Genomic DNA, 25,332 nt, shown 5'->3' with positions numbered 1-25,332 from the left:
GGAGGCGGGACGCACGAGGCCCCCACCCCGCCGCAGCGGGATGGGGGCCCAGGTCAGGCGTGGTGGTCAGCCGAGGTGCTTGCCGTCCACCGTGCTCAGCGCGCCCCACAGGTCGCGGTTGAGGCGGGAGATGAACTGCAGCGGGATGCCCTTGGGGCAGGCCGCGCTGCACTCACCGATGTTGCTGCAGTTGCCGAAGCCCTCGGCGTCGTGCTGCGCGACCATGCTGAGCGCGCGCGAGCGACGCTCCGGCTGGCCCTGCGGGAGCGACCCGAGGTGGGTGATCTTCGCAGCGGTGAACAGCATCGCCGAGCCGTTCGGGCAGGCGGCCACGCAGGCGCCACAGCCGATGCAGGTCGCGGCGTCGAACGCACGATCGGCATCCGCCTTGGGGACCGGGACCGAGTGGGCCTCGGGGGCCGTCCCGGTGGGGGCGGAGATGAAGCCACCGGCCTCGATGATCCGGTCGAAGGAGGTCCGGTCGACGACCAGGTCCTTGATCACCGGGAACGGCTTGGCCCGCCACGGCTCGACGTCGATGACATCGCCGTCGCGGAACTCACGCATGTGCAGCTGGCACGTGGTGGTCTGGTACGTGGTCTGGCCACGGCCGTGCGGAACACCGTTGATCACGACGCCGCACATGCCGCAGATACCCTCACGGCAGTCGGAGTCGAAGGCCACCGGCTCCTCGCCACTGGCGGTCAGCTGCTCGTTCAGGACGTCGAGCATCTCCAGGAACGACATGTGGTCGTCGATGTCCTGCAGCTTGTAGTCGACCATCTTGCCCTTGGACTGGGCGTCCTTCTGGCGCCATACGCGCAAGGTGACGTTCACTTGTAGCTCCGTGTCTTCAGCTCGATGTTGTTGTAGGCCAGCGGCTCGCGGTGCAGGATCGGCTTGCCGTCCTGGCCCGCAGCCTCCCACGCGGACACGTAGAGGAACTGGTCGTCGTGGCGCAGGGCCTCGCCGTCCTCAGTACGCGACTCGGCGCGGAAGTGGCCACCACACGACTCGCGCCGCTGCAGCGCGTCGATGCACATCAGCTCGCCCAGCTCGATGAAGTCCACCACGCGCAGCGCACGCTCGAGGGTCTGGTTCAGGCCGACGCCTTCGCCGGTGATGTTGACGTTCTGCCAGAACTCCGCCTTGAGGTCGCGGATCTGGCCGATCGCCGTGATCAGGCCGGGCTCGGTGCGCTCCATGCCGCAGTATTCCCACATGATGTGCCCCAGCTCCTTGTGGAAGCTGTCGACGCTGCGGGAGCCCTTGATCGAGAGCAGCTTCTGGGTGCGCTCCTTGACGGCGGCGATCGCCTCCTGGGCTGCCGGGTGCGAGTCGTCGATCGGCTCGAACGGGGCACCGGCCAGGTAGTTCGGGATCGTCGTCGGCATCACGAAGTAGCCGTCGGCAAGACCCTGCATCAGCGCCGAGGCGCCGAGGCGGTTCGCGCCCTGGTCGGAGAAGTTCGCCTCGCCGGCGCAGAACAGGCCCGGGATCGAGGTCTCCAGGTCGTAGTCCACCCAGAGGCCGCCCATGGTGTAGTGCACCGCGGGGTAGATGCGCATCGGGGTCGCGTAGGGGTCCTCACCGGTGATCTGCGCGTACATGTCGAACAGGTTGCCGTACTTGGCCTCGACCGCCTTGCGGCCCAGGCGCTGCATGACGTCGGTGAAGTCCAGGTACACGCCACGGCGACGGACGACGGTCTCGCCAGTGGTCCGGTCGGTCTCCTCGATCGCCGGGCCCACGCCGCGGCCCTCGTCGCACATGTACTTGGCCTGGCGGGACGCGATGTCACGCGGGACCAGGTTGCCGAACGCCGGGTAGATGCGCTCCAGGTAGTAGTCGCGATCCTCCTCGGGGATCTGGCGCGGGTCCTTCGCACAGTCCTCCACGCGCTTGGGTACCCAGATCCGGCCGTCGTTTCGCAGCGACTCCGACATCAGCGTCAGCTTCGACTGGTAGTCACCGGCGACCGGGATGCAGGTCGGGTGGATCTGCGTGTAGCACGGGTTGCCGAAGTAGGCGCCGCGCTTGTGCGCACGCCAGGCGGCGGTCACGTTGGAGCCCATGGCGTTGGTCGACAGGTAGAAGACGTTGCCGTAGCCGCCGGTGGCCAGGATGACCACGTCGGCGTAGTACGTCTCGATCGCACCGGTGACCATGTTGCGCACCACGATGCCGCGGGCGCGGCCGTCGGCCACGATGACGTCCTGCATCTCGTGCCGGGCGTACATCTTCACGGTGCCGGCCGCGACCTGGCGCTCCAGCGCCTGGTACGCACCGATCAGCAGCTGCTGGCCGGTCTGGCCCCGGGCGTAGAACGTACGGGACACCTGCACGCCGCCGAAGGAGCGGTTGTCCAGCAGGCCGCCGTACTCGCGGGCGAAGGGCACGCCCTGGGCGACGCACTGGTCGATGATGTTGGCCGAGACCTGCGCCAGGCGGTACGCGTTGGTCTCCCGGGCACGGTAGTCGCCACCCTTGACCGTGTCGTAGAAGAGGCGGTAGGTCGAGTCACCGTCGTTGCGGTAGTTCTTCGCCGCGTTGATGCCGCCCTGGGCAGCGATCGAGTGCGCGCGGCGCGGGCTGTCCTGGTAGCAGAAGTTCAGGACGTTGTAGCCCATCTCGCCGAGCGAGGCCGCGCCGGCGCCACCGGCCAGGCCGGTGCCGACCATGATGATGGACATCTTGCGCCGGTTGGCAGGGTTCACCAGCTTGGCGCTGAACTTGCGCTGCTCCCACATCTTGTCGATGGGGGCATCCAGCGGAGCCTTGGTGTCGTGGATGTCATTGCCCTCGAGCCAGAGGGACTCGGGAGTGGTGAGCCGCTGGGACTCACGAGTAGTGGTGGTCATGTTCAGAGTCCTCCTCAGGCACTCGCGCCCGGAATGGGCGGCTGGGCGATCAGGATCCAGGTGACGGGGGCCAGGAAGCCGACCCACAGGACTCCTGCAACGATCCACGAGAGTGCATCGAGGTTGCGGCGCGCGACCGGGCCGATGTGCAGGCCCAGGGTGGTGAAGGCGCTCCAGATGCCGTGCCGCAGGTGGAAGAGCACCGCGGTCAGGGCGATGAGGTAGGCCAGCCAGACCCACCACACCTCGAAGGCCGCCACCACACGGGCGTACGGGGAGGTCTGCATGATCGCCTCGGTCCGCAGCGAGGACACCGTGAACTGCAGCAGGTGCGCGATAACGAACACGAAGATGATCACGCCGCCCCAGCGCATGGTGCGCGAGGCGTAGGTCCGCTGCAGACCGCTCTTGTTCTTGCCGGACTGGTAGCGCCGTCCCGCACCTGCCGCGCTCCAGGCGGAGCGGCTGACGACGATCGCGGACACGATGTGCAGCACCACTGCTGCCAGCATCACGACGCGGACGATCCAGAGGAATACCCGGTTCGCCAGGATCGGCTCGAAGAAGATGCGCAGGTGGTGCGCGTAGGTGTCGTAGGCCTCCATGCCCGCGAAGAGCTTGAGGTTGCCGTACATGTGAAAGAGCAGGAAGCCCACCATGAGTAGTCCGGTGAGGGCCATGACGGCCTTCCAGACCACGGTGGAGCGTGCTGCTCGCTGCTTGGTTGTGAGGGTTACTGTCGCCACGGCACACACCCTAGAGCACCCTTGAGGCGTGGTGACCGCGGACAGGCCAAACTGTGACCCAGTTGCTGTCGCCCCGGTCACACCTGCACGGCGCCGGGCCGAGGTCCGTCACCGGAGGTGTGACCACTCTCACACCCTAATACACCCTTACGACGCGTCCGCCACGGCCCCTTCGGCGGCCAGCAGGTCGGGGCGACGGGCACGGGTGCGGTCGAGGGACTGCTCGCGACGCCACGCATCAACCTTGCCATGGTCCCCGGACAGCAGCACCGGGGGAACCTCCAGGCCGCGCCAGCTGGCGGGCTTGGTGTAGACGGGGTATTCCAGCAGCCCGTCCTGGCCCTCTGCGTACGACTCCTCGACCAGGGACTCGGGGTTGCCGATCACCCCGGGGATGAGCCGGACCACGGCCTCGACCATGGCCAGCACCGCGACCTCGCCACCGTTGAGGACGTAGTCCCCCAGACTGACCTCGCGGACCTGCATCCGGGTACGGGCGTGGTCCATCACCCGGGCGTCGATGCCCTCGTACCTGCCGCAGGCGAACAGCAGCCGGGGCTCGTGCGCCCACTCGTGGGCCAGCGCCTGGGTGAACGGGACCCCGGAGGGCGTCGGTACGACCAGCACCGGCGGCTGCTCCGGGTCGACCAGCGCATCGAGCGCCTCGCCCCACGGCTCGGGCTTCATCACCATGCCCGCTCCCCCGCCGTAGGGGGTGTCGTCGACCGTACGGTGGCGGTCGTGGGTCCAGTCCCGCAGGTCGTGCACGTCGACCGCCAGCAGCCCCGAGGCCACCGCCTTGCCGACCAGGGACAGGCCCAGCGGGGCGAAGTACTCCGGGAAGATGGAGACGATGTCGATCCGCTGGACCGGTTCGTCGTGGCGCGGCGGCTCATGCATCGTCGGAGCCTCGCTCCGGGCCGGGGCCGTCGTCCTCGGCCGGCGCGTCGAGGTCGTCGAGCAGGCCCTCCATGTCGGCCAGGGTGAGGGTTCCGGCGGCCAGGTCGACGGTCGGGACCAGCGCGGACACGAAGGGCACCAGGCGGTCGCCCTCCGGGGTGCGGATCTCGAGCAGGTCCTGGGCCGGCAGGTGCACCACGAAGGTGACCTCGCCCGCCTGTGTGCCGTCGGCGGCGAGCACGCGCAGCCCGACCAGTTGGCGGTCGTAGTAGGCGTCCTGCTCCTCGGGCAATTCGGCCGGGTCGACCAGGGCGGTCAGCATCGACCCGCGGGCGGCCTCGGCCGCGGTGCGGTCGCCGAGCCCATCGAACCTGACCAGCAGCCGCCCCTGGTGCCAGCGGTACCCGGCGACGACGAACGTACGTCCCGAGTCCTCGGCGACCAGGCGCTCCCCGGGCGCGAAGCGACGCTCCGGCTCGTCGGTGCGCAGCTCGACCGACACCTCACCCTTGATGCCGTGCGGCTTGCCGATCCGGCCGACGACCACGGTGGTGGTCTCGCTCATGGTTCCTCCCAGGGACGTCGCGTGCCCCGCAGCCAGGAGACTGCGGGGCACGCGGGTTGTACAGTTCGGCGACCGCCCTCAGCGACGGGCGCGCGGGCGATCGATGTCGGCGAAGTCGACGCGGACGGACTCACGACCGGCCAGCGCACCGATGACGGTACGCAGGGCGGTGGCCGTGCGACCACGGCGACCGATCACCTTGCCGATGTCGTCGGGGTGGACGTGCACCTCGAGCATGCGGCCACGACGAAGGGTCTTGTCCTCCACCTGGACGTCATCGGGATGCGGCACGATGCCGCGGACCAGGTGCTCGAGTGCCTCGGCGAGCATGATCAGGCCTCGGCCGGCTCGTCAGCGGCAGACTCGTCGGCGGAAGCCTCGGCAGGAGCCTCGGGCTTCTTCGCCTCCGCCTTCTTGGCGCTGAACGCCTCGACGACGGACAGGCCGTTGGCGTCGGCGAGCTGCGCGTTGAAGATGGCGTCCTTGTCGGGGCGGGCCGGCTGCGGGTCGACACCGGAGGGGATCGAGTCGTCGCCGGTGTGCTTCTGCCAGTCACCGGTACGCTTCATCAGCGCCACGACGGCCTCGGTCGGCTGGGCACCCACGCCGAGCCAGTACTGGGCCCGCTCGGAGTCGATCACGATGATCGAGGGGTCGTTCTTGGGGTGGTACTGGCCGATCTCCTCGATGGCGCGACCATCACGCTTGGAGCGCGAGTCCATGACGACGACACGGTAGTGCGGGGTGCGGATCTTGCCGAGCCGCTTCAGTCGAATCTTGACAGCCACGTGTGTGGATACTCCTGTACGAATTTCCCGGGACACCCCGGGGAGGTCGGATGGGACGGGGTTCGGCGTGGGGACACCGGCACCTCGGCCCGGATGGATCCGTACCGCCCGGCATGAGAGGGGACCGAGGGCACAGATGCATCCGCCATTGTGCCACGTCCACCTGCCCGAAGGAAATCCCGATCCGGTAGAGATCCGGGACGCGCCCGCGATCGCCCTCTGTGGCGGCCAGGTCGCTCAGCGCACCCGTCCCCGCAGGACGACCGCCCGCGGATGGCGGATGATGCCCGGATCGGTGCGCGGATCGGCGTCGTAGAGGACCAGGTCCGCCGAGGCACCGACCTCGATCGCCGGTACCTCGAGCCATTCCCGGGCCCGCCAGGAGGCAGCCCCCAGTGCGAACGCTATGCCGCCGACCTTCGCCAGCAGTTCGATCTCGGTCCCGATCAGCCCGTGCGGCAGCGCTCCCCCGGCATCGGTCCCCGCGTAGATCGGCACCCCCGCCTCGCGCGCCCGGCCGATCGTCTCGAACCGTCGCGCGTGCATGTCGCGCATGTGGGCGGCGTAGCTGGGGAACTTCGCCTCCCCCGCCGCGGCGATCTCGGGGAAGGTCTCCAGGTTGACCATGGTCGGCACCAGGGCGACCTGGTTCTCCGCCATCAGCTCGATCACGTCGTCGGTCAGGCCGGGCCCGTGCTCGACGCCGTCGATGCCCGCCTCGACCAACTCGGCCGCGGACTGCTCATCGAAGCAGTGGGCCGTCACCCGGGCACCCAGCCGATGGGCCCGGGCGATTGCCTCGGCGGCCACGGCCGGGGACCACAGCGGGGCCAGGTCACCCTTGTCCCGGTCGATCCAGTCACCGACCAGTTTCACCCAGCCGTCGCCGCGACCGGCCTGCTCCTCGACGGCCGCGACCAGGTCCTCCGGCTCGACCTCCTGGGCGTAGTTGCGGATGTAGCGCTTGGGACGCGCGATGTGGCGCCCCGCGCGGATCACCCGCGGCAGGTCCTCGCGCTCGTCCATCCAATGCGTGTCCGCCGGCGAGCCCGCGTCGCGGATCAGCAGCGTGCCCGCCGTACGTTCCGTGAGGGCCTGCTGCTCGGCATGCTCGGCGTCGACGGCACCGTGGTGGTCCAGGCCGATGTGGCAGTGCGCGTCGACCAGGCCCGGCAGGATCCACACGTCGCGGGCCAGCGTCGTGGCACCCGCGAGCGGGCCCTCGACGAAGCGACCACCGCTGACCCACAGGTCGACGGACTCCTCCTCGGGCAGCAGGACGCCGGAGATGTGCAGGTCCGGGCCCGGTTCGCGGAGGTCGGGGGCCGGGACGGCGGCGTGACCGTGGTGGTGCAGGTGCGGGACACCGCCGTCGTGGGAGTGGACGTACGGCTCATGGGGGTGGACGCTCGGCCCGTGGGCCTGCGGATGCGAGCCGTGGACGTCGCCGGGGTCGGACATGGGGCACCTCCTGGGGTCGGTCCCCAGTCTGGTGTCCCGCGCCCGGCCTGTCAGCCCTTCCGCTGCTGGTCGAACATCCGCTGCAGCTCGGGCGAGAGCTGGAAGTCTTGCATCGCCTTGCCCATGTCGACCTCGTCGGGCATCGCACCGAACGCGGAACCGTCCGCTGTGGCGGCCTGGTCCTCGGGCCCCGCGGTGACGCTGCGGCGGGCCGGGTTGCCGGAGACCTTGTTGCCCTTCTTCTTGACCTTCTTGGGCTGCTGCTTGCCGGCCTTGGGCGCACCGCCCATGCCCGGCATGCCGGGCATCCCGCCCATCCCGCCGGCCATCGAGGCCATCATCTTGCGCGCCTCGACGAAGCGGTTGACCAGGCTGTTGACCTCGGTGACGGTGACGCCGGAGCCCTTGGCGATCCGGGACCGGCGCGAGCCGTTCAGGATCGCGACGTCGGCGCGCTCGGCCGGGGTCATCGACAGGATGATCGCCTCGATCCGGTCGATCTCCTTCTCGTCAATGTTCTCGATCTGGCTCTTGATGTCGCCCATCCCGGGCAGCATCCCGAAGACCTTGGAGAGCGGGCCCATCCTGCGGACGGCCTTCATCTGGTCCAAGAAGTCCTGGAGGCCGAACTCCTTGCCGCCCTTGGACGTGGCCAGCTTGGCAGCGGCCTTGGCGGACTCCTCGGCGTCGAACGTACGCTCGGCCTGCTCGATCAGCGTGAGGATGTCGCCCATGCCAAGGATCCGCGACGCCATCCGGTCGGGATGGAAGACGTCGAAGTCCTCGAGCTTCTCGCCGCTGGAGGCGAACATGATGGGCTTGCCGGTGACCTTGCGGATCGACAGGGCGGCACCACCGCGGGCATCGCCGTCGAGCTTGGTCAGCACGACGCCGTCGAAGCCGACGCCCTCCTGGAAGGCGTTGGCGGTGTTGACCGCGTCCTGGCCGATCATCGCGTCGACGACGAACAGCACCTCGTCCGGCTGGACGGCCGCGCGGATGTCGGCCGCCTGCTGCATCATCTCCGCATCGATGCCGAGGCGACCGGCGGTGTCGACGACGACCACGTCGTAGAGCTTGCGGCGGGCCTCCTCGATCGAGTCGCGGGCGACCTGGACCGGGTCGCCGGCGCCGTTGCCCGGCTCCGGGGCATAGACGTGCACGCCGGCGCGCTGGCCGACGACCTGGAGCTGGTTGACGGCGTTGGGCCGCTGGAGGTCGGCGGCGACCAGCAGCGGGCTGTGGCCCTCACGCTTGAGCCAGGTGGCGAGCTTGCCGGCCAAGGTCGTCTTGCCGGCGCCCTGGAGGCCGGCGAGCATGATGACCGTCGGCGGCTGCTTCGCGAAGCGGACCGTACGGGTCTCCCCGCCGAGGATCTCGACGAGCTCCTCGTTCACGATCTTGACGATCTGCTGCGACGGGTTCAGCGCCTGGGAGAGCTCCGCGTTGCGGGCCCGTACCTTGACGGCGTTGACGAACTCCTTGACCACGGAGAGGTTGACATCGGCCTCGAGCAGCGCGATGCGGATCTCTCGTGCGGTCGCGTCGATGTCGGCGTCGGTCAGCCGGCCTTTGCCGCGCAGGCTCTTGAATGTCGCGGCCAGGCGGTCCTGCAGGGTGTCGAACAAGATGGTCCTCGGGGTTACTCGACGCTGTGGTCAGGTGCAGGGCGTACGCCCGGTGCGGGCGGCACCTGTCGCCCAAGGATACCCATCAGCGGGCGCCGTGGCCCACCACAGGTCCGTCGGTGCACCGGGGGCCGTCGTAGCGGACGTGGCAGCGGCCCCGCCGACGGGGTGTCGGGCGGGGCCGCTGCGGTGGCGGAAGGGGCCGGGGATCAGCGCGTGGCGGGTTCCAGCAGGGCGTCCACGAACGACTCGGCGTCGAACGGTGCCAGGTCGTCGACACCCTCGCCGAGGCCGATCAACTTGACCGGGACGCCGAGTTCGCGCTGCACCTGGATCACGATGCCGCCCTTGGCCGAGCCGTCGAGCTTGGTCAGCACGATGCCGGTGATCCCTACCTCCTGCGCGAAGACGCGGGCCTGGGTCAGGCCGTTCTGGCCGGTGGTCGCGTCGAGCACGAGCAGGACCTCCCCGACGGGCGCCTTCTTCTCGACGACCCGCTTGACCTTGCCGAGCTCGTCCATCAGGCCGGTCTTGGTGTGCAGCCGGCCGGCGGTGTCGATCAGGACGACGTCGACCTCCTGCTCGATGCCCTTGGCGACTGCGTCGAAGGCGACCGAGGCCGGATCGGCACCCTCGGCGCCCCGTACGGTCGGGACACCGACCCGGTCGCCCCAGGTGGCCAGCTGCTCCACGGCGGCGGCACGGAAGGTGTCGGCAGCCCCGAGCAGGACGTCCTTGTCGTCGGCGACCAGGACGCGGGCCAGCTTGCCGCAGGTGGTGGTCTTGCCTGTGCCGTTGACGCCGACGACCATCACGACGGCCGGCAGCGCCCCGTTGCGGTCCACGTTGAGGCTGCGGTCCAGGGTGGGGTCGACCAGTGCGACGAGTTCCTCGCGCAGCGCGGCAGCCGCCTGGGACGGCTCGGAGATGCCCTCCACCCGCAGCCGGGTCCGCAGCTTCTCGACCAGCTCGGTGGTGGGGCCGACGCCGAGGTCGGAGGTCAGCAGGGTGTCCTCGAAGTCCTCCCAGGTCTCCTCGTCCAGCTTGTCGCTGGACAGCAGCATGAGCAGGCCTCGGGCCAGGGCGTTGTTCGAACCTGCGAGTCGGGCACGCAGCCGGGCCATCCGGGTCCGCGGGGACTCGGGGATGTCGAGCGGAACCGCGACCTCGGGGGCCTCGACCGCCTCCTCGACCGGCTCACCGGGGGCAACGGTGGTGGGGCCGCCGGGCTCGGCCGGACGCTCCTCGACGGCGACGCCGGTGGAGCCCCGCCCAGCGGTGTCGGCCTCCTGGTCGTGCACGTCCTTCGGGGCGGGTGGTGTGCCGGGGATCTGCCGCGTGGGCGGACCCGGGGGAAGCTTCTTCTGGGACGCCGCGATCGCGATGATGCCCACGATCAGCACGAGGGCTACGACGATGCTGATGATGATGGGAGTCTGCAACACGCCCCCATCTTGTCACGGCACGGGGCCCGGACCAGCCCCGCCCTGTGAGGCTTGTGCTCAGGGGCGGCCGAAGTCACCCGTCGCCGGGAGCGTGCGGGCGGGAACCGGCTCGGCCGACGGGGCCGGGGCCTGTACCGGCTCGCGCGTCCCGAATCGGCTGGTCACGGCGTTCTCCAGGTCGGCCATGCGCTTCGACGGGGCGGCGGCGCCGGACAGGTGCCGGGCGGCCCACTCGAAGCGGCCGGCGAGCTCGGGGGCCTTCTCGGAGACCTCGGGCAGCTCACCCCGCATCCCCACCACGACGATCCCGGCCACCACGACTGCGACCACCAACGCCACCACTACGGAGACGACGACAACTCCCACTACTCCCCCTCGATCCCACGGCGGCTGTCGCGATCGACTGGCGACCGGCGTGGACCACCTCAGGATAACGGCCGAGGGAGGTCCTTCCCCAGCCGCGGTCCACCTCGGTGCGCTACGACTCCTTGCCGGCGGCGTGGCGCTGCCGGACCACCCGGAACGTCCAGACCTTGTTCACCACGAAGTTGATCGGCATCACGACCAGGATCTGGATGAACTGGGCCCAGTAGACGCGGCGGCGCCAGAACGGCTCCCCGTCGACGAAGAAGGAGTTGTGCAGGTACAGCGGCGAGGTGCGGTTCATCAGCAGCTGCAGGATCACGATGCCCATCACCTGCGCCACGGCCCCGACCAGCAGGAAGGGCCCGTACTCCTTCAGGAAGGGCGCGCGCTGGCCGTGGCGGAAGGTCAGGTGACGGTTCAGCACGAAGTTGTAGACGTTGGCGAACAGGAACGCAACCACGTTGTAGACGATGTAGTTGCGGATCGCGAAGTCGGTGCCCGGGATCCCGACGAAGGAGTCGTACTCGTGGCTGTTGAACACGTGGATCGCGACGTTGTTGGCGCCCGCGAAGACGACCATGTTGACCAGCACACCGGATCCACCGATGACGCCGAAGGACGCGAACTCCCTCAGGGCGTTGCGGTAGCGGTGCAGGACTTGGCTCACGGATGTCACAAATCGAGGATCCTATCCTGCCTGCGCCGGCGGTGACGTCCACGGGTGGCGTGGGCTCAGCGTCCTCACCGCGCCGATGACGCGGACCCAGCGGCCTTGCCGTACGCGACCGGGGCCCCGGCCTGGGGTGTCGCCCGGGACGGACGAGCGGTCAGCGGCGACTGCGCGGAAGCCGCTGGCACCGCGGACAGCGGTAGGACGACCTGTTCATGAAGGCCTCCCGGCGGATCGGCGTGCCGCACCGGGGGCAGGGCAGGTCCTCCTGCCCGTACGCGTTCAGGGAGCGGTCGAAGTAACCGCTCTCCCCGTTGACGTGGACGTAGAGGCTGTCGAAGGAGGTGCCACCCTGTTCGAGAGCTTCCCCCATGACCGTACGCACGGCGGCGAGCAGCTCCCGGACCCGCGGCGCGGACATCGCATCGGTCGCCTGGGCATAGTGCACCCGGGCCAGCCAGAGCGACTCGTCGGCGTAGATGTTCCCGATGCCGGAGACGAGGGTCTGGTCCAGCAGGGCCCGCTTGATGCCGGTCCGGCGCCTGCGGATCGCCGCCACGACGCGGTCCGGGTCGTACGCGTCCTCGAACGGGTCGGGGGCGATGTGGGCGATCTCGGGCGGGATCCCGCCGTCCGCGTCACTGACCTGCATGCCGCCGAACATCCGCTGGTCGCAGAAGCGCAGTTCCGGACCGCCGTCGGCGAAACGGAGGCGGACCCGTACGTGGGCCTGGTCGGGCGTACCCGGCGGGTCGACGCGGAACTGGCCGCTCATGCCCAGGTGGGTCAGGATCGCCTCGCCGTCGTCCAGCGGCAGCCACAGGTACTTGCCCCGGCGGGCCGGCTCCAGCAACGTGCGACCCACCAGCCGGTCGGCGAAGTCGATCGGGCCGGGCAGGTGGCGTCGGACGGGTCGGGGGTGGAGCACCTCGACCGAGCTGATCTCCCGCCCGACCACGTGCGGCACCAGGCCGCGCCGGACGACCTCGACCTCGGGAAGCTCAGGCACCGCTCGACTCGCCGACGGATCGGTCGGGGACACCCTGCTGCGCCAGCTGCTGCTCGAGCCGGTCGTGCTCGGCGAGCAGGCTGCGGTAGGCGATCTCGGCGGCGTCCTGCTCGGCGGACTTCTTCGAGCGGCCGAGGCCCGGCCCGAACGTACGGTCCCCCACGCTGACGTGCGCGGTGAACCGCTTGTCGTGGTCGGGGCCGGCCGAGGAGGCCGTGTAGACCGGCGAGTCGTACCCCAGGGTGGCCGCCATCTCCTGCACCGAGGTCTTCCAGTCCAGGCCGGCGCCGAGGGTCGCGGCCTCCGCGATGGGGCCGTCCAGCACGTGGTGGACGAACCTGCGAGCGCCGTCGATTCCGTACTGGACGTGGACGGCGCCGATGATCGCCTCCATGGCGTCGGCGAGGAGCGAGTCCTTGTCGCGGCCACCGGTGGTCAGCTCACCACGGCCGAGCCGGAGCAGTTCCCCCACCCCGAGGGTGCGGGCGACCCGGGCGAGCGCCTGGGTGGACACGACCGCGGCCCGCAGCTTGGCGAGTCGGCCCTCCGCGAGGTCGGGATAGGTCGTGAAGATGTACTCGGTCACGACCACTCCCAGCACGGAGTCCCCGAGGAACTCCAGGCGTTCGTTGGTCGGGATCCGCCCGTGCTCGTACGCGTACGAGCGGTGGGTGAGGGCAAGCTCGAAGAGCTGGGGATCAGGTGCGACCCCCAGCTCTTCCAGAAGCTGTTCAGCTGTGGAGGCGTGTGCTACGCCACCGGTCACGGTCAGGCGTCCAGAACCTGACGGCGCTCGCCACGGGGCCCGTACTGGCCGCACTCGGGGCAAGCGGTGTGAGGCAGGTGCTTCGCACGGCAGGCCGGGTTGGCGCAGGTGACCAGGGTCGGCACGACGGCCTTCCACTGGGAACGACGGTTACGCGTGTTGGAGCGGGACATCTTCCGCTTGGGAACTGCCACGGGTCTCTCCTTCTATCTGGGATTGCGTGTAGACGCAAGCGTTGAGTCTGGGAATGCGCGTAGACGCAAGCGATAACTATAGGCGGCCGGGCCGCCGGAACGCAAAACGGGGCCGTTCAGGACCGCGGGGCGGGGCCGGCCTGCGCCGCTTCGCCATCGCCCGCGTCCTCGTCCGGCACGTCCTCGTCCCCGTACTCGGCGTCCTCGTCCCCGTACTCGGCGTCCTCGTCCTCCACGGCGTCGTCCTCGACGTCATCGCCGTCCTCGGAGCTCCACCCCTCCAGCGCTACCCAGCGGGAATCGGTGGCCGGACCGTGGTCGTGGTCGGGGTCGTCGTTGAGGTTGGCGCCGCACACCTGGCACAGGCCGGCGCAGTCCTCGCGGCACAGCGGGGTGAACGGCAGGTCGAGCACCACGGCGTCGCGCAGGGCGGGCTCCAGGTCGAGCAGTTCGCCCTGCATCCGGGCCACGTCCTCCTCGTCCTCGCCCTCCAGGTGCTGGTCCGCGTACAGGAACAGCTCCTGGAGGTCGACGTCGGAACTGTCCTGGATCGGGGTCAGGCAGCGCGAGCACTCGCCCTCGAGCCGGACATCGGCGATGCCGCTGACCAGGACGCCCTCGCTGACCGACTCCAGCCGCAGGTCCAGCTCGATCGGGGAGCCCTCGGGGATCCCGATCACCGGGGTGCCGATGCCTGCGGGCGCCGGGATGGTCTCGTGCAGCTCGCGCATCGCCCCTGCCCGGCGGCCGAGGTCGTGGGTGTCCAGAACGAGCGGTGAACGGGGATCGAGGTGGTGGTGGGTGGTCATGGGCCGAAGTCTATGCGTGTTCCCGGGGGCCGGCCGCGGACGGGGCCGCTCGTGACGTCATCACCCGGGCCGCGTCGACGGCGATCGGGGCATCGTCGGAGGGGGCCGGCGCCGCCCCCTCGAACGTCGGCAGCGGGGGCCCGCCGACGGCCGCCACCGGCGCCCGCAGCAGGGTGACGGTCGCCCAGCCGCGGGAGAGCAGGTAGTGGTCGCTCTCGGGCTCCTCACGGGCCTCCTCGGCCGAGTAGCTGACCTGGACCTGTTCCTCCCCGACACGGCGGACCTGGGCCTGGACGGCTCCGAAGGAGGCCAGGGCTGCCGGTCGCAGGCCGCGCAGCCGGTCCGGGGCGATGTCGGGGACGTTGACGTTCAGCACTCCGTCACCGGGGTCGTTGGCCTCCAGCCAGGCCAGGGCATGTCCGGCCACGAGCTCGGCGGTGTCCCAGTGCTGGGGAGCGCCCGAGGCGATCGAGACGGCCATCGAGCGGATCCCGTGGGTGGTCGCCGACAGCGCCGCCCCCACGGTGCCGGAGTGCAGGGTCGCCCGGCCGGTGTTCGCCCCGAGGTTGACCCCTGACATGACGTAGCGCGGTGGCGGACCGAAGGCGCCGTAGCCGGCCAGGAAGGTGATCAGCGCGGGGGCGGCCCGGACCCCGATCGACAGCACCCCGGGGGGAAGGCCGGGCGGGTCCCGGTGGACCAGCGAGATCCGCCCGTCGACCTCCTCACCGGCCAGCGACGCGCTGGCACCGGAGTACTGCTCGGCGGGGGCTGCGACCACCACCTCGTGGCCGCGTGCCAGCGCGGCACGCACCAGCACGGTCAGGCCCGGTGAGTCGATGCCGTCGTCATTGGTGACCAGTACCCGGCCCGGCCGTTCGGCCCGGTCCCGGGGGGTCATGCCACACCCTTGGGACGTCGCACGCGGATCTGCTGGGCGAACCGCTCGATCGTGTCCCGCCGGCCCGTTCCCAGTCCGTGCCGGGTGACGTTCAGCGTGCCGGCCGAGGCGCCCAGTCGCACGGCCTCGACCAGCGGTTCCCCGCGGCCCAGGCCGACGGCGATCCCGGCGGTCATCGAGTCGCCGGCACCACGGTGGTCCAGCGGCGTGATCCGAGGACCGCGGACCTCGTGCACGCCGTCGGCGTCGACCAGCAGGGCCGCCTCGTCGGCCCGCGAGACGACCACTGCGCCGGCGCCGCGCGTGACCAGTCGGGCGGCCCCGGCGGCGAGGGCCTCCCCCGACGCGTCACTGGACAGGCCGGCCTCGACCATCTCCTCGTGGCTGATCTTCAGCACGTCCACCCCCGCGTCGACGGCGGCCTCGGCGGCCGCCCCGCTGAGGTCCGCGACCACCAGGCCTCCCCCGGCGCGGACGTCGCGCACCAGCCGACCGTAGAAGCGTGCCGGCAGGACGTCGGCCGGCTCGGCACCGGTCAGCACGAACACGTCGGCCTCCAGTGCGTCGACCAGGGCCGAGCCGTACAGGTCGTCGACCTCGTGGCGGGAGAGCTCGGGCGGGGGCATGTGGGCCCAGACGACCCGGTCCTCCCCGCGCAGGTCGTAGACGTAGCCGCCGTTACCGATCGAGTAGGGCACCGAGTGGACGTCGATGCCGTGGCCCTGCACCATCGCGGTGACGACCGGCCCGAGTTCGCCGCCGAACGGGCCGCAGACGGTCACCCGGGCACCGAGCGAGACGGCCATCCGGGCCACCCACAAGCCCTGGCCGCCCGGGTGCAGGTGGACGTCCGACTCGTGCTTGCTGCGATCACGATGGGCGTACGGGGGAGTCACCTCGACCACCAGCAAGGGCGTGGGCACGAGGATGGCGACACGGGGCGGCGCGCCGGACGGGCTGGGTGTCATAGCGGGACGCTACTCGCCGGGGAGGCCTGCCCGGAAGGCCGCAACGGACCTGCAACGGGATCGAAACGGGACCGGTACCCGAGCCGGGACCCGCGGGACGCTCCGAGCGGGCACGATGGGTGCGTGGACACCAACACCCCAGCCCGCCTGCCGGTACGGATCCTCGAGGGGCAGGTCGCCAGCTCCCGGGCGACGCGCGCCATGGAGGCGTACGTCCGCGAACTGGACGAGATGCTCGAGGACGGCTTCGACCCCGCCCTGACCGAGGTGACCGCCGACGAGGAGGTCACTCCCCCGCGTGGCGACTTCCTGCTGATCACCGCGCTGACCGATGATGCGGTGATCGCCTGCGGAGCCGTCCGGCTGATCGACCCCGACACCGCCGAGCTGCGCCGGATGTGGGTCGAGCCGAGCCGCCGCGGGCAGGGCTTCGGCCGCCGGCTGCTGCGTACGCTGGAGAACCGGGCCCGGGCCCTGGGCGCACGGCGCGCGGCGATGTCCCTGAACGAGGAGATGGTCGCCGGGCTGCAGCTGGCCCGCGTACACGGCTACGTCCCGGTCGAGCGGTTCCGGGCCGACACGACGGCGACCGTGTTCGTGGCCAAGGACCTTTGAGCAGGGACCTCTGAGCACCGACCGGCCCGTGGGCCGGGAAGCCGGATCGTCAGGGGTGCCTCCTAGGCTTGCGCCGAGGGCGGCCCCTTGGCCTGCCCCAGACTGGAGAGGGGACACCGATGGCAGCGGGCGGCTGGAGGTCCGAGGCGTACGCGGCGCTGGACCAGCGCATCGGGTTGGTCGTCGGCGCCCAGGAGAAGTCGTTCGCGGCGATGGGCATCCGTACCGTCGGTGACCTGATGCACCATGTGCCCCGCCGGTACGTCGTCGGCACCGAGCTCAGCGACCTGTCGGAGGTAGAGGTCGGCACCCACGTGGCCCTCCTGGCCCGGGTCGCCGAGGTGCGCGCCCACCCGGGACCACCGGGACGCAAGGGCCGGGGGCGGCTGGAGGTCCGTCTCACCGACGGCCGGACCAAGCTCCCCGCCACTTTCTTCGGTGCCAACCACCTGCTCGAGTGGTGGCAGCGGTCGCTGCAGCCCGGGGCCCGTGGCATCTTCTCGGCCAAGGTCGGCGAGTTCCGCGGGGAGCCCCAGCTGTCCCACCCCGACTACGTGATCGTCGACGAGCAGGGCTTCTTCGTCGCCGGGTCGGACCGCAACCGGTCGATGGCCAGCGTGTTCCGTGGCGGGCCGATCGGCATCTACCCCGCCTCCGCCAAGCTGCCGACCTGGGACATCGCCGAGGCCGCCGGCCTGACGCTGCACGCCCTGGGCGACCTGCCGGACCCCTGGCCGGACTGGGTGCGAGAGGCCGGTGACGTGCTGCCACTGGTCGAGGCGCTGCGGGCGGTGCACCAGCCCCCCGACCTGGGCCAGGTCGAGGCCGGACTGGAACGGCTCAGCTTCGACGAGGCACTCGAGGTCCAGCTGACGATGGCCTACCGACGGGCCGACCACGGCCGACTGGCAGCCATCCCGCGCGATCCTGCGACCGGGGGCCTGCTGGAGGCCTTCGACCAGCGGCTGCCGTTCGAGCTGACCGAGGGCCAGCAGCAGGTGGGGGCGGAGATCGCCGCCGACCTGGGCAAGGACCTGGCCATGCAGCGGCTGCTGCAGGGCGAGGTCGGCTCCGGCAAGACGGTGGTGGCACTGCGGGCGATGCTGTCGGTGGTCGACACCGGCGGCCAGTCCGCCCTGCTCGCCCCGACCGAGGTGCTGGCCGTACAGCACTTCCGCTCGATCAGCACGATGCTGGGCGACCTGGCCGGCGGCGGCATGTTCGGTGGCACCCGGGTGGTCCTGCTGACCGGGTCGATGACCGCCGCGCAGAAGAAGAAGGCGCTGCTGGCGATCGCCTCCGGTGAGGCCGGCATCGCGATCGGGACCCACGCGCTGCTCTCGGACGCCGTGCAGTTCGCCGACCTCGGCCTGGTCGTGGTCGACGAGCAGCACCGCTTCGGCGTGGAGCAGCGCAACGCGCTGAACGCGAAGGCAGCCCTGCACCCGCACGTGCTGGTGATGACGGCGACCCCGATCCCCCGCTCGGTCGCACTGACGATCTACGGGGACCTGGAGGTCTCGACGCTGCGGGAGGTGCCGGCCGGGCGCTCGGACGTGACCACGAACGTGGTCGACGTGCAGGCCCACCCCCGCTGGGTCGAGCGGGCCTGGGAGCGGGCCCGCGAGGAGGTCGCGCAGGGCCGGCAGGTGTTCGTGGTCTGCCCGCGGATCACCCCGGAGGGCGATGCGTACGACCCGGAGAACGGCTGGTCGCTGGAGGAGGTCGTCGACCGGCTCGCCGGGACGCCGCTCGGCGGGGTCCGGATCGCCGCCCTGCACGGCCAGATGGCGACCGAGGACAAGGACCGGGTGATGTCGGAGTTCGCCGCCGGCGCTATCGACGTGCTGGTCGCCACCACCGTGATCGAGGTCGGGGTCGACGTGCCGAACGCCTCGATGATGGTGGTCTGCGACGCCGGACGCTTCGGCATCTCCCAGCTGCACCAGCTCCGGGGCCGGATCGGCCGCGGCCAGTTTCCCGGCCTCTGCCTGCTACTGGCGGCCGCCCAGGAGGACACCACGATGGAGCGGACGATGGAGCGCCTGCACGGGCTCGCGGCCACCCGTGACGGCTTCGCGCTGGCCGACCTCGACCTGGCCCAGCGCCGCGAGGGCAACGTCCTGGGCACCAACCAGGCCGGCTCGCACACCGGCATGCGCCTGCTCAACGTCACCCGGGACGCCGACCTGATCGGGCTGGCCCGCGACGTGGCGGAGCGGGCCGTCGCGCTCGATCCGGACGCGCAGACCCCGGGCTTCCGGGACGCGATCAGGCGGATGGAGCTGGTCAGCCTCGACGAGTGAACGGGCTCACAGGTGCCAGCCCTCGGGTTCGGGGCCGAACTGGAACCGCCGACCCGACACGCTGTGCGGGGTGATCCGCACGTAGTGCGTCTTGACCGTGGCGATCCAGGGCCGCAGCGGCAGCTGCTCGGCCTTCGCCAGCTCCTCTGACCCGGAGAGCACCTCGGCAGCTCCGTGCACCACCACGCTCCAGCCCTGCTGCTCGTCGTACGAGTCGACCTCGTACGCGACCCGGGAGTTGACCGTCAGCTCGAACAGCTTGCTGCCCGCGGCCGTGCGGAACACCACCGTCCCGTCGTCGACGACGTGGTTGACCGGGAACATCTCGATGTCATCGCCGACAGTGGTCGCCAACCGGCCGATCGGTGCGCCGGCGAGCAGCTCCCAGGCCTCCTGCTCGGTGAGCTCGGTGACCGCCTCGTTGTCCTCGTACGCCATCGCTCTTCGCCTCCGCGACTAGGTGTCCAGTTGATCCGACTCTAGCCTCGCAGCGACCGGGTCCGGCACGGGTCGGTAGCCTGTCTGGCGTGACACGCATCATCTCCGGGTCCCATGGGGGGCGACGACTGGCGACGCCGCCCGGTGACCGGACCCGTCCGACCACCGACCGGGTCCGCGAGGCTGTCTTCTCCGCCCTGGAGGCGTGGTCGGGCGAGGGGTTGCGCGGACTCGCCTTCCTGGACCTCTACGCCGGCTCCGGGGCGATGGCCCTTGAGGCGGCCAGCCGGGGAGCGGGCCCGGTGACCGCCGTGGAGTCCGACCGGCGCACCGCCGACCTGGCCCGCGCCAACGCCCGCAGCCTGGGGCTGGCCGTCGACGTCCGGGCCGCCTCGGTCGACGACGTGCTGGCCGGGACCCCGCCTCGGGCGTACGACATCATCTGGGCCGACCCGCCCTACCCGGTTCCCACCGACCACCTGGAGCGCCTGCTGGGCGGCGCCTGGGCCTCCGGCTGGCTGGCCGGCAACGGCCTGCTGGTGCTGGAGCGGGCCTCGCGCGACGCCGCGCCGGTCTGGCCCGAGGGCATCGACGGCTGGTCGCGCCGTTATGGTGAAACCACGATCTACTACGCACAGGAGGACCGATGAGGGCCATCTGCCCCGGGTCGTTCGACCCTGTGACCCATGGCCATCTCGACATCATCGAGCGGACCGCCCGGTTCTTCGACGAAGTAGTGGTCGGCGTGGGCCGGAACACCTCGAAGAACGGGCTGTTCAGCCTCGACGAGCGGGTCTCGATGCTCACCCAGGCCTGTGCCCAGGTACCCAACGTGAGGGTCAGCCCGATCGACGGGCTGCTGGCCGACTACTGCCGCGAGCACGACATCAGCGCCATCGTGAAGGGGCTGAGGTTCGCCTCCGACTTCGACTACGAGCTGCAGATGGCCCAGATGAACAAGCAGCTCACCGGGATCGAGACGATCCTGCTGCCGACCGCCGCCCAGTGGTCGTACGTCTCCTCCACCCTGGTCCGCGAGATCGCGATGATGCACGGGGACGTGTCACCGTTCGTCCCCGGCTTCGTCGTGGCCGCCCTGAAGTCGCGGGCCGAGCGGCCCGCCGGCCGGTCCGGCGACGAGGAGGACCAGGCATGAGTGGGGACTGGGGCCGGCTCGACGACCGGGCCGTGGAGTGGATCGGGCGACTGCTGGCGATCGACTCGACGAGCAGACTGTCCAACCTGCCGGTGGCCGAGGCGATCGCCGAGGAGTGCCGCGGGCTGGGCATCCAGGTCCGGCTGTGCCCCGACCCCACGGGCACCAAGGCCAACCTGGTCGCCACCGTCCCGGCCGCGGACGGCACCGTGCAGGGCGGTATCGCCCTCAGCGGCCACATGGACACCGTTCCCGTCGACGGCCAGGACTGGACCACCGAGCCGTTCCGTCCGCAGGTCCGTGATGGGCGGCTGTACGCCCGGGGGTCGGCCGACATGAAGGGCTTCCTCGCCCTCGTCGTGGCCGCCCTGCCCACGCTCGCCGCCGCCGAACTGTCCGAACCGGTCCACCTGGCGCTGACCTTCGACGAGGAGCTCGCCGCCCGCGGCGGCAACCAGATCGTCAAGGACCTGGCCGACCTGGGCCTGCAGCCCCGCTCCTGCATCGTCGGTGAGCCGACCTCGATGGCGGTGATCACCGGCCACAAGTCGGTGACCATCGTGGGGGTCGAGGTCCGGGGCGCCGCCGCCCACTCCTCGTTGCCGGCCGAGGGCTGCAACGCCATCGAGTACGCGGCCCGGCTGTGCACCGGGTTCCGGCAGGTCCTCGACAACTGGCGCGAGCACGGCCCGTACGACGACTCGTACGTGGTGCCCTACTCCACCGGTGGGGTGATGACGATCGAGGGCGGTACCGCGCAGAACATCGTCCCGGCCGCGTGCCAGGTGGTGCTGGAGTTCCGGACCATCCCCGCGGTGGACCCCGAGGAGGTGGTGGCGACCCTGCACAACCTGGCCGCCGAGCTCACCGAGCAGATGCGCGCCGAGCACCCCGGTGCCGGGATGGTCGTCACGGTGCGGGACTCGGTCCCGGCGCTCTCCACCGACCCCGGCTCCCCCACGGTCCGCGCGGCGCTGGACTTCGGTGGCCGGCCCAGCGACGAGCACGTGACGTACGGCACCGACGGTGGCCCGTTCTGCGCCGCGGGCGTGGAGACGGTGATCTGCGGGCCGGGTGACATCGCCCAGGCGCACGGGCCCGACGAGTACGTCGAGATCGCGCAGCTGGAGGCCTGCCAGGACTTCCTCCGCTCGATGGTCGACCACCTGTCGGTCCAGCGGTAGGACGGCGGATTTCCCATCCGCCGCCGCGGTCCGCTATGCTGTGCCGGTTGCTTTCGTGTCGATCCGACGCGACACGGTGACAACCGACACGTTCCAGAAGGAGATCCACCAGTGGCTGCCGTATGTGACATCTGCGCCAAGGGCCCGGGCTTTGGACACAACGTGCCCTGGTCGAAGAAGAAGACGAACCGTCGTTGGAACCCGAACATCCAGCGCATCCGCGTGACGATGAACGGGACGACCAGGCGCATGAACGTGTGCACCTCGTGCCTCAAGGCCGGCAAGGTCTCTCGCTGACCCTGCCACCCCGACCTTGGGGGGATCCGCCGCCGGCGGGTCCCTTCGGGTCAGGCCTGACAAACGCATCACCCCCACCCCCGGATGGGCATCACGACCAGCAGGTCGCCTGATCCCCCCATTTGCCGTCTGATCGGCCGCGGACACCCAAGAGCTGTAGAACCAGCGCCGCGCAACGGGACCGACGAAAGGAGAGCAGCCATGGATGCTGCCGAGAAGCAGAAGATCATCGAAGACTATGCGACCCACCCTGGCGACACCGGCTCTCCGGACGTCCAGGTGGCCCTGCTGACCAAGCGGATCGCACACCTGACCGAGCACCTCAAGGAGCACAAGGGTGACCACCACTCCCGTCGTGGCCTGATGCTCATGGTCGGCCAGCGCCGCCGTCTGCTGAACTACATCGCCAAGAACGACATCGAGCACTACCGCGCCCTGATCGCGCGGCTGGGCCTGCGTCGCTGAGGCGTCCCGCAGCATCGAGGAGAGGCGGTCCCCCACGGGGGGCCGCCTCTCCTCTGTCCCGGCACACCCACGCCAGAATCGACCCGGCAGGGACTGTCGGGTAGACTCGCCGATGTCTGTGGTCCACACAGGCATCTGTCCACCTGCCACAAACGTAGGGCCCGGTCGCTTCGGGAGTCCTCGGTCCTCGGTAGTGGTCTTCGGGAAGCCGTCCCCTCGAGGGACGTGCAGGCCCGCGGACCTCGATCGAAGACCGGTCTCCGAGCACGGACCGGCCGTGTGCCCCTGCGGGCATACACGAAAGGAGTCCCCATGGAGGGACCCAACGTTCATTTCTCCGAAGCCATCATCGACAACGGTTCGTTCGGCAAGCACGTCGTCCGCTTCGAGGCCGGCGCACTGGCCCAGCAGGCCGACGGCGCTGCCGCCGTCTACCTCGACGGTGACACCATGCTGCTGTCGGCGACCAGCGCCGGCAAGCACCCGCGCGAGGGCTTCGACTTCTTCCCGCTGACCATCGACGTCGAGGAGCGGATGTACGCCGCGGGCAAGATCCCCGGCTCGTTCTTCCGTCGCGAGGGTCGCCCCGGCACCTCCGCGGTGCTGACCGCGCGCCTGATCGACCGCCCGTTGCGCCCGTCCTTCGTCAAGGGCCTGCGCAACGAGGTACAGGTCGTCGTGACCATCCTGGCGCTGAACCCGAACGTCCGCTACGACGTGGTCGCCATCAACGCCGCCTCGATGTCCACCCAGATCTCCGGCCTGCCCTTCTCCGGCCCGATCGGCGGCGTCCGCGTCGCACTGATCGGTGACCAGTGGGTCTGCTTCCCCACCGTGGAGCAGGACGCCGAGTCGACCTTCGAGATGGTCGTCGCCGGCCGGGTGCTGCCCGACGGTGACGTGGCGGTGATGATGGTCGAGGCCGGCGGCGGCGACAACATGGTCGAGCTGATCAAGGCCGGCAAGAAGGCCCCGACCGAGGAGGTCGTGGCCGAGGGCCTCGAGGCCGCCAAGCCCTTCATCAAGGTGCTGTGCGACGCCCAGGCCAGCCTGGCCGCCGAGCTGCCCAAGGAGCCGCGCCAGTTCCCGCTGTTCGCCGACTACGGCCCCGAGGCGTACGACGCCGTCGAGAAGCTCGCGCTGGACGAGATGCGCGAGGTGATGGCGATCGCCGCCAAGCAGGAGCGCCAGTCCCGTGAGGACGAGCTGAAGGCCAAGGTCGTCGGCACCCTGCTGGACAGCTACTCCGACGAGGCCGAGCTGAAGGCCGCGTTCAAGGCCGTACAGAAGAAGGTCGTGCGGCACCGCACCCTCACCGAGGGTGTCCGGATCGACGGCCGTGGCGTCAGCGACATCCGCGCCCTGTCCGCCGACGTGGAGATCATCCCCCGGGTGCACGGCTCGGCGCTGTTCCAGCGTGGCGAGACCCAGATCCTCGGCGTGACCACGCTGAACATGCTGGAAATGGAGCAGAAGATCGACACGCTCTCCCCGGAGAGCACCCGTCGCTACATGCACCACTACAACTTCCCGCCGTACTCCACCGGCGAGACCGGCCGGGTCGGCTCCCCCAAGCGTCGCGAGATCGGCCACGGTGCGCTCGCCGAGCGCGCCCTGCTCCCGGTCCTGCCGAGCCGCGAGGAGTTCCCCTACGCCATCCGCCAGGTCTCCGAGGCCCTCAGCTCGAACGGCTCGACCTCGATGGGTTCGGTCTGCGCCTCGACCCTGTCCCTGCTGAACGCCGGCGTGCCGCTGCGCGCCTCGGTCGCCGGCATCGCGATGGGCCTGATGAGCGAGGAGGTCGACGGTACGACCAAGTACATCGCCCTGACCGACATCCTCGGCGCCGAGGACGCCCTCGGCGACATGGACTTCAAGGTCGCCGGTACGCGTGACTACGTCACCGCCCTCCAGCTGGACACCAAGCTGAACGGCATCCCGTCCGAGGAGCTGGCCAAGGCGCTGCTGCAGGCCCGCGACGCCCGGATGACCCTGCTGGACGTCATGGGCGAGGCCATCTCCGAGCCCGACGAGATGAGCCAGTACGCGCCGCGCATCATCACGATGCACGTGCCGGTCGACAAGATCGGCGAGGTCATCGGCCCGAAGGGCAAGGTGATCAACCAGATGCAGGAGGATTCCGGCGCCAACATCTCGATCGAGGACGACGGCACCATCTACATCGGTGCGACCACCGGCGAGGCTGCCGACGCCGCCCGCGCGATGATCAACGCGATCGCCAACCCGACGATGCCGGAGATCGGCGAGCGCTACCTCGGCACCGTGGTGAAGGTCGTCAACTTCGGCGCCTTCGTCTCCCTGCTCCCGGGCAAGGACGGCCTGCTGCACGTCACCAAGCTGCGTGACCTCAACGGCGGCAAGCGCGTCGAGAACGTCGAGGACGTCGTCAAGGTCGGCCAGAAGATCCAGGTCGAGGTGACCGAGGTCGACGACCGCGGCAAGCTGTCGCTCGCCCCCGTGGTGGAGGGCAAGCCCGAGGCCGTGGCCGAGAAGGCTGTTGCCGAGAAGGCTGTTGCCGAGGACACCGACAACGGTGCCGAGGCCGACGAGGACAACAGTGCCGAGGAGGGCGAGAAGACCGAGCGCTCCCCGCGTCGTCGTCGCCGTACGCACCACAAGCCGGCCGACGAGGCCGGTTCCGAGAACGCCGGTGAGGGCTCTTCCTCCGAGGAGTGATCGCCGGCCCTCACGGGCCCCTTCGACGTCGCCCCTCCGTCCCGTACGTGAGGGGCGACGTCGTTCCCAGCAGCACGCGTCGTCCGGGGTCCTCCCT

25 protein-coding genes and 2 pseudogenes are annotated in these 25,332 nt (G+C 70.3%); 8 read left to right on the top strand and 19 right to left on the bottom strand.

Translation table 11 applies throughout. The annotated features are described in order from the left end of the window. Positions 1 to 66: 66 nt before the first annotated feature. The 18 genes and pseudogenes from GA0111570_RS12380 to GA0111570_RS12295 all read right to left on the bottom strand — a co-directional run bounded on the left by GA0111570_RS12380 (position 67) and on the right by GA0111570_RS12295 (position 16,077). Positions 67 to 837 carry a succinate dehydrogenase/fumarate reductase iron-sulfur subunit gene (locus GA0111570_RS12380; protein WP_092611638.1) on the bottom strand — a complete coding sequence of 257 codons (771 nt, stop codon included), beginning with the start codon at positions 835 to 837 and terminating at the stop codon, positions 67 to 69. Then, entirely contained in the window at positions 834 to 2,861 is a 2,028-nt protein-coding gene (locus GA0111570_RS12375; RefSeq protein ID WP_092611635.1) for a fumarate reductase/succinate dehydrogenase flavoprotein subunit, read from the bottom strand. The genes GA0111570_RS12380 and GA0111570_RS12375 overlap by 4 nt, the downstream gene beginning before the upstream one ends. Positions 2,862 to 2,875: 14 nt before the next feature. Next, positions 2,876 to 3,607, bottom strand: coding sequence for a succinate dehydrogenase cytochrome b subunit (locus GA0111570_RS12370; RefSeq protein ID WP_092611632.1), 732 nt, complete (start codon positions 3,605 to 3,607; stop codon positions 2,876 to 2,878). Positions 3,608 to 3,754: 147 nt separating this feature from the next. Next, positions 3,755 to 4,507 (bottom strand): tRNA (guanosine(37)-N1)-methyltransferase TrmD, encoded by a 753-nt coding sequence (trmD, locus tag GA0111570_RS12365; RefSeq protein WP_092611629.1) that lies wholly within the window; start codon positions 4,505 to 4,507, stop codon positions 3,755 to 3,757. Further along, complete coding sequence (gene rimM / locus GA0111570_RS12360) at positions 4,500 to 5,072, bottom strand: ribosome maturation factor RimM (RefSeq protein ID WP_092611626.1); 573 nt, start codon at positions 5,070 to 5,072, stop codon at positions 4,500 to 4,502. Before rimM ends, trmD begins: the two co-directional genes overlap by 8 nt. Before the next feature lie 78 nt (positions 5,073 to 5,150). Further along, a complete protein-coding gene (locus GA0111570_RS12355) occupies positions 5,151 to 5,402 on the bottom strand; it encodes an RNA-binding protein (RefSeq protein WP_092611623.1) in 252 nt (83 codons plus the stop codon). A gap of 2 nt (positions 5,403 to 5,404) precedes the next feature. Next, positions 5,405 to 5,860: a 30S ribosomal protein S16 gene (gene rpsP, locus GA0111570_RS12350; RefSeq protein ID WP_092611620.1), complete on the bottom strand. Its 456-nt coding sequence runs from the start codon at positions 5,858 to 5,860 to the stop codon at positions 5,405 to 5,407. A 237-nt stretch (positions 5,861 to 6,097) separates the two neighbouring features. Next, complete coding sequence (locus GA0111570_RS12345; protein ID WP_139283236.1) at positions 6,098 to 7,321, bottom strand: amidohydrolase family protein; 1,224 nt, start codon at positions 7,319 to 7,321, stop codon at positions 6,098 to 6,100. Positions 7,322 to 7,371: 50 nt separating this feature from the next. Then, entirely contained in the window at positions 7,372 to 8,949 is a 1,578-nt protein-coding gene (gene ffh, locus GA0111570_RS12340) for a signal recognition particle protein (protein ID WP_092611617.1), read from the bottom strand. A gap of 209 nt (positions 8,950 to 9,158) precedes the next feature. Continuing rightward, positions 9,159 to 10,394: a signal recognition particle-docking protein FtsY gene (ftsY, locus tag GA0111570_RS12335; protein WP_245703189.1), complete on the bottom strand. Its 1,236-nt coding sequence runs from the start codon at positions 10,392 to 10,394 to the stop codon at positions 9,159 to 9,161. A 57-nt stretch (positions 10,395 to 10,451) separates the two neighbouring features. Further along, the gene (locus tag GA0111570_RS12330; RefSeq protein ID WP_139283235.1) at positions 10,452 to 10,760 is read right to left on the bottom strand and encodes a hypothetical protein; all 309 of its coding nucleotides are present in this window, start codon (positions 10,758 to 10,760) and stop codon (positions 10,452 to 10,454) included. A gap of 112 nt (positions 10,761 to 10,872) precedes the next feature. Beyond that, positions 10,873 to 11,436: a GtrA family protein gene (locus GA0111570_RS12325; protein ID WP_245703188.1), complete on the bottom strand. Its 564-nt coding sequence runs from the start codon at positions 11,434 to 11,436 to the stop codon at positions 10,873 to 10,875. A gap of 151 nt (positions 11,437 to 11,587) precedes the next feature. Continuing rightward, a complete protein-coding gene (gene mutM / locus GA0111570_RS12320) occupies positions 11,588 to 12,439 on the bottom strand; it encodes a bifunctional DNA-formamidopyrimidine glycosylase/DNA-(apurinic or apyrimidinic site) lyase (protein WP_092611611.1) in 852 nt (283 codons plus the stop codon). Further along, complete coding sequence (gene rnc, locus GA0111570_RS12315) at positions 12,432 to 13,205, bottom strand: ribonuclease III (RefSeq protein WP_245703186.1); 774 nt, start codon at positions 13,203 to 13,205, stop codon at positions 12,432 to 12,434. Before rnc ends, mutM begins: the two co-directional genes overlap by 8 nt. Before the next feature lie 2 nt (positions 13,206 to 13,207). Then, positions 13,208 to 13,399, bottom strand: coding sequence for a 50S ribosomal protein L32 (rpmF, locus tag GA0111570_RS12310; protein ID WP_092611605.1), 192 nt, complete (start codon positions 13,397 to 13,399; stop codon positions 13,208 to 13,210). 275 nt (positions 13,400 to 13,674) lie between these two features. Then, positions 13,675 to 14,208: pseudogene (locus GA0111570_RS12305) on the bottom strand (YceD family protein); the annotation flags it as partial. A 10-nt stretch (positions 14,209 to 14,218) separates the two neighbouring features. Continuing rightward, positions 14,219 to 15,109: a 5'/3'-nucleotidase SurE gene (gene surE, locus GA0111570_RS12300; RefSeq protein WP_092611599.1), complete on the bottom strand. Its 891-nt coding sequence runs from the start codon at positions 15,107 to 15,109 to the stop codon at positions 14,219 to 14,221. Next, entirely contained in the window at positions 15,106 to 16,077 is a 972-nt protein-coding gene (locus GA0111570_RS12295) for a 1-phosphofructokinase family hexose kinase (RefSeq protein WP_092611596.1), read from the bottom strand. Before GA0111570_RS12295 ends, surE begins: the two co-directional genes overlap by 4 nt. Before the next feature lie 123 nt (positions 16,078 to 16,200). Here GA0111570_RS12295 and GA0111570_RS12290 point away from each other — a divergent pair, with 123 nt between their 5' ends. Together GA0111570_RS12290 and GA0111570_RS12285 are read left to right on the top strand one after the other, a co-directional pair. After that, on the top strand, positions 16,201 to 16,692 hold the full coding sequence (locus GA0111570_RS12290; RefSeq protein WP_217634148.1) for a GNAT family N-acetyltransferase: 492 nt from the start codon (positions 16,201 to 16,203) through the stop codon (positions 16,690 to 16,692). Between the two features lie 119 nt (positions 16,693 to 16,811). Beyond that, positions 16,812 to 18,998, top strand: coding sequence for an ATP-dependent DNA helicase RecG (locus GA0111570_RS12285; RefSeq protein WP_092611593.1), 2,187 nt, complete (start codon positions 16,812 to 16,814; stop codon positions 18,996 to 18,998). 6 nt (positions 18,999 to 19,004) lie between these two features. On the opposite strand, the gene GA0111570_RS12280 is transcribed toward GA0111570_RS12285, so the two are convergent. After that, positions 19,005 to 19,436: a pyridoxamine 5'-phosphate oxidase family protein gene (locus tag GA0111570_RS12280; RefSeq protein ID WP_092611590.1), complete on the bottom strand. Its 432-nt coding sequence runs from the start codon at positions 19,434 to 19,436 to the stop codon at positions 19,005 to 19,007. Between the two features lie 89 nt (positions 19,437 to 19,525). On the opposite strand from GA0111570_RS12280, the gene rsmD reads away from it, so the two are divergent. The 6 genes and pseudogenes from rsmD to GA0111570_RS12250 all read left to right on the top strand — a co-directional run. Then, on the top strand, positions 19,526 to 20,086 hold the full coding sequence (gene rsmD, locus GA0111570_RS12275) for a 16S rRNA (guanine(966)-N(2))-methyltransferase RsmD (protein WP_092611587.1): 561 nt from the start codon (positions 19,526 to 19,528) through the stop codon (positions 20,084 to 20,086). Beyond that, positions 20,083 to 20,592, top strand: a complete 510-nt coding sequence (gene coaD, locus GA0111570_RS12270) for a pantetheine-phosphate adenylyltransferase (RefSeq protein ID WP_092611584.1) — start codon at positions 20,083 to 20,085, stop codon at positions 20,590 to 20,592. Before rsmD ends, coaD begins: the two co-directional genes overlap by 4 nt. Then, positions 20,589 to 21,776: an acetylornithine deacetylase gene (gene argE / locus GA0111570_RS12265; RefSeq protein WP_092611581.1), complete on the top strand. Its 1,188-nt coding sequence runs from the start codon at positions 20,589 to 20,591 to the stop codon at positions 21,774 to 21,776. The genes coaD and argE overlap by 4 nt, the downstream gene beginning before the upstream one ends. A 111-nt stretch (positions 21,777 to 21,887) precedes the next feature. Further along, positions 21,888 to 22,073 carry a 50S ribosomal protein L28 gene (gene rpmB, locus GA0111570_RS12260; RefSeq protein WP_092611578.1) on the top strand — a complete coding sequence of 62 codons (186 nt, stop codon included), beginning with the start codon at positions 21,888 to 21,890 and terminating at the stop codon, positions 22,071 to 22,073. A gap of 201 nt (positions 22,074 to 22,274) precedes the next feature. Next, the gene (gene rpsO / locus GA0111570_RS12255; protein WP_092611575.1) at positions 22,275 to 22,538 is read left to right on the top strand and encodes a 30S ribosomal protein S15; all 264 of its coding nucleotides are present in this window, start codon (positions 22,275 to 22,277) and stop codon (positions 22,536 to 22,538) included. Positions 22,539 to 22,850: 312 nt separating this feature from the next. Beyond that, a pseudogene (locus GA0111570_RS12250) lies at positions 22,851 to 25,010 on the top strand (polyribonucleotide nucleotidyltransferase); the annotation flags it as partial. Positions 25,011 to 25,332 lie beyond the last annotated feature (322 nt).

Source organism: Raineyella antarctica (assembly GCF_900092135.1).
GTDB classification, from domain to species: Bacteria; Actinomycetota; Actinomycetes; order Propionibacteriales; family Propionibacteriaceae; genus Raineyella; species Raineyella antarctica.
This window is presented reverse-complemented; position numbering and strand designations above follow the sequence as displayed.